This window comes from Streptomyces litchfieldiae (genome assembly GCF_031845365.1).
In the GTDB taxonomy this organism is placed as follows: domain Bacteria; phylum Actinomycetota; class Actinomycetes; order Streptomycetales; family Streptomycetaceae; genus Streptomyces; species Streptomyces litchfieldiae.
Genome location: NZ_JAVREL010000047.1, coordinates 1 through 5,454 on the forward strand (window position 1 = coordinate 1; position 5,454 = coordinate 5,454).

Annotated in this window: 4 protein-coding genes and 2 pseudogenes; 4 read left to right on the plus strand and 2 right to left on the minus strand. The window is 67.4% G+C overall.

Translation table 11 applies throughout. The features are described from left to right. Window positions 1-251: 251 nt before the first annotated feature. A pseudogene (locus tag RM590_RS35230) lies at window positions 252-1,590 on the plus strand (IS1380 family transposase). A gap of 205 nt (window positions 1,591-1,795) precedes the next feature. Here RM590_RS35230 and RM590_RS35235 read toward each other — a convergent pair. After that, a complete protein-coding gene (locus RM590_RS35235) occupies window positions 1,796-2,599 on the minus strand; it encodes an MBL fold metallo-hydrolase (protein WP_311708897.1) in 804 nt (267 codons plus the stop codon). Between the two features lie 507 nt (window positions 2,600-3,106). Here RM590_RS35235 and RM590_RS35240 point away from each other — a divergent pair. Then, window positions 3,107-3,379 carry a hypothetical protein gene (locus tag RM590_RS35240; protein ID WP_311708898.1) on the plus strand — a complete coding sequence of 91 codons (273 nt, stop codon included), beginning with the start codon at window positions 3,107-3,109 and terminating at the stop codon, window positions 3,377-3,379. Window positions 3,380-3,542: 163 nt separating this feature from the next. Here the strand turns inward: RM590_RS35240 and RM590_RS35245 are convergent. After that, window positions 3,543-4,302, minus strand: a pseudogene (locus tag RM590_RS35245) (IS5/IS1182 family transposase); the annotation flags it as partial. 68 nt (window positions 4,303-4,370) lie between these two features. On the opposite strand from RM590_RS35245, the gene RM590_RS35250 reads away from it, so the two are divergent. Both RM590_RS35250 and RM590_RS35255 read left to right on the plus strand, forming a co-directional pair. Further along, on the plus strand, window positions 4,371-4,634 hold the full coding sequence (locus RM590_RS35250) for a helix-turn-helix domain-containing protein (RefSeq protein WP_311708899.1): 264 nt from the start codon (window positions 4,371-4,373) through the stop codon (window positions 4,632-4,634). Between the two features lie 139 nt (window positions 4,635-4,773). After that, on the plus strand, window positions 4,774-5,361 hold the full coding sequence (locus tag RM590_RS35255; protein ID WP_311708900.1) for a hypothetical protein: 588 nt from the start codon (window positions 4,774-4,776) through the stop codon (window positions 5,359-5,361). Window positions 5,362-5,454: the final 93 nt, after the last annotated feature.

Genomic DNA, 5,454 nt, shown 5'->3' on the forward strand with positions numbered 1-5,454 from the left:
CCAACGGAGTTCCTCATACGGCAGAAGGATCTTGGTCGATCTCCTGCCTACGGGGAACTCCGTTGCCGTGCGGACCCTTTCACCGGAAAGCCACCCGAACCAGGACGCTACAGGCCGGGCCGCCTACCGACGCCCACTCTGTAACCCCCAATGACCTGCGCAAACACGCTAAGTCACCGGCATTGCGTTGACCTGCAAGAATAAGGATTGTCGAGGTCCTTGTTCCTGCCACCGCCGGAGGCACTTCCCAGGTGAAGAAGCGTATCGGGTCCTACCCGCGTGTCCGCGTCGAGGGTGGTGGCCGGGCGGTGGTCTCGCAGGCGGGGGGCGTCCTGCTGGTGGAGACGGCCCGTAAGACCGGGCTGGACCAGGCGATATCGGCGGCTCTGGCACCGTGGTGCAAGGCGCGTGCGGTGCACGATCCGGGGAAGATCCTGCTGGATGTGGCCCTGGCTGTCGCGCTCGGCGGGGACTGTCTGGCCGATGTGGGCATGCTGCGGGCCGAGCCGGCCGTGTTCGGTCCGGTGGCCTCCGACCCCACCGTCTCCCGCCTCATCGACGCTCTCGCCTCGGCCGGGCCGAAGGCCCTGGCGGCGATCCGCACCGCGCGGGCCCCGCGAACGGGTCTGGAAGTTGTCCGGGCAAGCGGCACCGGACGCCGCCGGACAGGTGATCGTGGACATCGACGGGGTGCTCGTGCTGGCCCACTCCGAGAAACAGGACGCCGCCGCGACCTGGAAGAAGACGTTCGGACACCACCCGCTGATGGCCTTCGTCGACCACGGCCGAGGCGGCAGCGGGGAGCCGGTCGCTGGCATGCTGCGGCCCGGCAACGCGGGCAGCAACACCGCCGTCGACCACATCGCCATCGCCCAACTCGCCCTGGCCCAGCTGCCGAAGAAGTACCGGCGCGGCCGGCAGACACTGATCCGGACCGATTCCGGCGGCGGCACCCACGAGTTCGTGGCCTGGCTGGCCAGACGCGGCCGGTGGCTGTCGTACTCGGTCGGCATGACCATCACCGAGCAGATCCACCAGGCCGTTTTGAAGGTCCCGGCATCGGCTTGGACGCCGGCGGTCGAACCCGACGGAGAGATCCGCGACGGCGCCTGGGTCGCCGAAATCGACGGCGACTGCCTCAAGGGCTGGCCGAAGGGCATGCGGCTGATCGTCCGCAAAGAACGCCCGCACCCCGGCGCCCAATTGCGCTTCACCGACGCCGACGGACTGCGGCTGACCTGCTTCGCCACGAACACCGCCGGCGTCCCGATCGCCGCCCTCGAACTGCGCCACCGCCAGAGGGCGAGAGCCGAGGACCGCATTCGAGGAGCCCGTGCCACCGGCCTGCGCAACCTGCCTCTCTATGCCACCGCGCAGAATCAGATCTGGCTGGAGATCGCCCAGCTCGCCCTGACCGGCCAGCCCCGGCTCTGGGAGCCCCGCCGACTGCGGATCCGTCTGTTCTCCGCCGCCGCCCAGCTCGTCACCACAGCCCGCCGCCGACACCTGAAATTCGCGACGCACTGGCCTTGGACCGACGTGATCACCGACGCGATCGAACGACTGCAGGCTCTCCCGAACCCTGGCTGACCAGCAGCGACAACCCATCCCTACGACCAGAACCCGCACGCCGGAGCCGTGGAACCCGGCGCCCACCCGACGCGACAGCCGGGCCACTAGCCTGCCCGCACCCCATCCAACAAGCCGAAACGGCCCACCAGATGAACCGGCAGGCCGTCACGAAAGATCGAGGCTAGTTCATGAGGCGGAGGTCGACTTCGCCCCGCCGGGTGGGTCAGCGGGCGATGAACGGCTCGGTCAGGTGCGGGGTCGCGAGGTAGAGGGTGCTGGCGGCCCGGCTGTGGAGCACTTGTTCCCTTGAGGCCCTTGCCTGCTCAGGGTCCATCTCGTGGGCGTAGGCGAGTTCGGGGTGGAGCAGCTGGATCGCGTGCACGAGCAGGTCACCGGTGACGGCGACCAGTTCGCGTCCGGACTCGACGAGCACGCTCTGGTGCCCGGGCGTGTGACCGGGCGTGGCGAACACGCGCTCGCCGCTGCGCAGCGGAGTGTCGCCGTCGAGCAGCCGTAGCTGATCGGTCTTCCGGAGCGGGTCGATCACAGCGGACCGCAGCGGCGGGTTGACCTCCTCGATCGCGTCGAGTTCGGCCTGCTGCAACAGGTATTCGGCGTTCGGGAAGTACGGCCGCGTCCGCTCGCCGCCGACGACGGCCCAGCCCACGTGGTCGGTGTGGAGGTGCGTGAGCACCACGGTGTCTACGTCGGATGGTTCGATACTCGCGGCGGCCAGCGAAGCCGGGAGCGCCCCGGGCACGGGCGCCCACGAGGCCGCCGGGCTGTCGGCCGGGCCGATCCCAGCGTCGACCAGCGTCACGCCCTGGTCGCTGCGGATCGCGAACGCGCGGAACTGGAGCCACCAACGCCCGTCGGCGTCGAGCGCGCCGGGATCGAGCTGGTCGGCCGCCGCCCACTGCTCGGTGGTGGCGCCGGGGAACGCCTCCGACCTGGGGGAGAAGAAGGAGCCCGCGCCGTCGGCGAGCGCGATGACGGTGTACGGGCCGACCTGAAGGGAAGGGGGCATCCCGCAGATAGTGCCACCGGCGGGCGGCCCACGGCCAGGCGGGTTGCCCCGGAGATCACTCCAGATCGTGGGCTCCGCGCAGAGCTGGCAGACCTCGACCTCGTGCATGGCTCGGGCGTCGGCCGCTTCCGTCTCATTGACACGCTCGTTGACACGCGCGTGCGTCTTTCAGGACCACAAGCCTGCCTCCCCCGCAGATAGTGCTCTCATCTCTCATCGACATTCAGGCGACGAGAGACCACCAACCGCCTCCCAACTCCCATCCACATCTGCTGCTCCTGGAGATGCACAAAGCCATGGTGTCTGATTGAGGTGGACTTGTTGGCCTGTGGGACGGATGATGCTGGGACGCTTCGGGAGGTCAGGAGGGACAACGAGGTGTTCACACTGCGCAGAGGCACACGCGGTTCGGAGAGAGGACGGGTGTCGGACGTGCCGTCGCCCGGGCAGCAGCCGGTCCCCGCGCCGGCCGTGGTGCCGGGTTTGTCTGTGGGGGAGGGCGGGTCGTTGTGCTGGCCGTATCCGTTCGAGCTGCCGCTGGACGGGGGGCTGTTGGTGTGTGGGGCGTGCGGGGCGGAGCGGGACTGGCTGCTGATTCTCCAACTGCGGACGGAGACGGTGTCGGTGCGTTGCCGGTGCACGAATGAGTGGCGTGAGCCGCGGATTCCGGCGGGCTGGTACCGGCAGCACTGCGGGGAGCTGGAGCAGGTTGATCCGCATCCGGAGGTCACCAACCGTGCCCTGGGCTTCGACGGCACGTTCGCCAGCACCTACTTGTAGTGCGGTGGTCGGCAGGTGAGGGCGTGAGCGCCCGGTTGGCACGTTTGCGTCGAAGGAGGGGGTCCTACCACGGTGGGGCCCCTCCTTTGACGTGCTGGTGTGCTACTGGTTCGGGGGCTGGCCCAGGGAGCGGTTCGGGCGCGGGGCGCTGGTGCTGAAGGAGTCAGCCCGGATAACGGGGGGCGATCGATGAGTGGTGGGTGGTGCGGGCGCGGCGGATGAGGCTGAGCACGGTGATGATGGCGTCGGCGAGGTCGAAGAAGGCGTCGATGACCGCGATCCTGCGCTCGTAGCAGTGGGCCAGCCGATGGAAGGCGTTCTGGCAGGCGTGCGTGCGCTCGACGTAGCAGCACCGGGTGGCCTGGATCGGTGCCTTCTCGGCCTTGCGGGCGATGCGGGCCGGTGAGGCTGTGCTCGGCGAGCGTGCGCGCGATGTGGCGGAGTCGTAGCTGGCGTCCAGGTTCACGGTGGTGTAGTCGGGGAGCGGCCCGAGGTCGTCCAGCAGCTCCAGCGTGGGGTTGAGGATCGGGGAGTCGTGACGGTTGGCCGGGGCCACAATGCACCGAGCGGGGGATTTCCCTGACCTCCCGTCATTCCTGAGGTTCGTTTTCAGGCCCTGTTTGCTGCGGTCGACCGGTGACCCATCCGGCGGCCTCCCCACCGCCAGGCGCCTTGGTGATGCAGCCCTCGATGGCAATCTCCTCAAGGACGAGAACGACGGTCCGGTCGTACGTCTCCAGGGCGATCCGCTTGAGCTGGGCGAAGACGCCGAGTTGGATCCACTCGTCAACGCCTCGGCTGGTGGTGGCCGAGCAGGGCGTATCGGCGATGACCTGGAGAGCGTCTCTATCACGGAATGGCGGCCTCGCCAAATTCCGGATTCTACGAATCCTGGTCCTATCCGTCGGCAGTGATCCCACTGGTTCCACGTGCGTTTGGCGGGAATGTGCCGTGTCCGCCTCCTTGGCGGTGTCTGCTCCGGAAGGAATCGATGCGCAGCCAGTCCGAGCCCGTGGTTGAACCTGCCTTCCTCAATGTCCAGAAGGCGGCGAGGTACATGGGCATCTCAGTGAACACCCTGTACGTGTGGCGTCATCGCCGACAGGGGCCGCCCAGCTTCCGCATGGGCCCCGGCGGGCGGGTCATGTACCGCCGGGACTTGCTCGATGCTTGGCTCGCCGAGCAGCAGAAGGCGGATTCGCGGTCAAACCCGGATCTCAATCCGCTGAAGGGGGCGCCGCAGCGGCGTGGATAGCACAGTGCGGTTTGACTGACGACGTTCGCATTATGGTTCTGCAACACTCGGAATTTCCTGTCAGTACCGGTCGTCTGTGTGCTGGTCGCGATACACGTCGCGTCGATAGAGGCCGAGTCGGGAAGGAATTAGGTCGCACATGGCGGGTTACATAGAAGACCGATGGCTCAAGAAGAGGCCGAACAAGGAAACCGGGAAGCGGGAACGCACTGCCCTGTGGGGCAAGTGCACTCGCTACCGGGTAAAGGGGATACCCGGGGTTCGGGACCGCTCGTTCGACACCACCACTGACGCCAAGGCGTGGTTGGCCGAGGCCCAGACCGATGCGCGCCGGGGTGACTTCGTTGACCCGCGTGACGGCGAGATCAGCCTGATCGAGTACGTCGAGAAGCACTGGTGGCCGTCCCAGGTCCATCCGGCGCAGACGCTGGAGAGCATGAGGTACCGCATCTGGGGCCAAGTGCTGCCGCATCTTGGGGAGCTGGCCTTGCGGGACATCGGTACCGCCGAGTTGCGGAAGTGGTCAGCTGATGTCCAGCGTGAGGTCGGATCAGGCACGGCGTACGTCGCATGGGTCTACCTGAAGGCGATCATGCAGGCTGCGGTCGAGGACAAACGTCTGTTCCGTAACCCTTGCAAGGGGAGTAGTTCGATCAAGCCTCCGCGGAAGCCGGAGCCCAAGGCGCGGGCCTCGAGCAATTGTCAATACCTGTGGATCATGAGGTAGTTCAGGCTGCGTGAGCTTCCTCGCGTTCGACGAGGATTCCGTTCTCGAACTTCGCGCCTGCGCGGACGAGGGCGACGAGGTGGGGTGCGGTGA

What these genes read in the sequence shown, in the direction of transcription:
- RM590_RS35235 (WP_311708897.1), bottom strand. Translation starts at nt 2,599, where the DNA reads ATGCCCCCTTCCCTTCAGGTCGGCCCGTACACCGTCATCGCGCTCGCC.
- RM590_RS35250 (WP_311708899.1), top strand. Translation starts at nt 4,371, where the DNA reads ATGCGCAGCCAGTCCGAGCCCGTGGTTGAACCTGCCTTCCTCAATGTC.
- RM590_RS35255 (WP_311708900.1), top strand. Translation starts at nt 4,774, where the DNA reads ATGGCGGGTTACATAGAAGACCGATGGCTCAAGAAGAGGCCGAACAAG.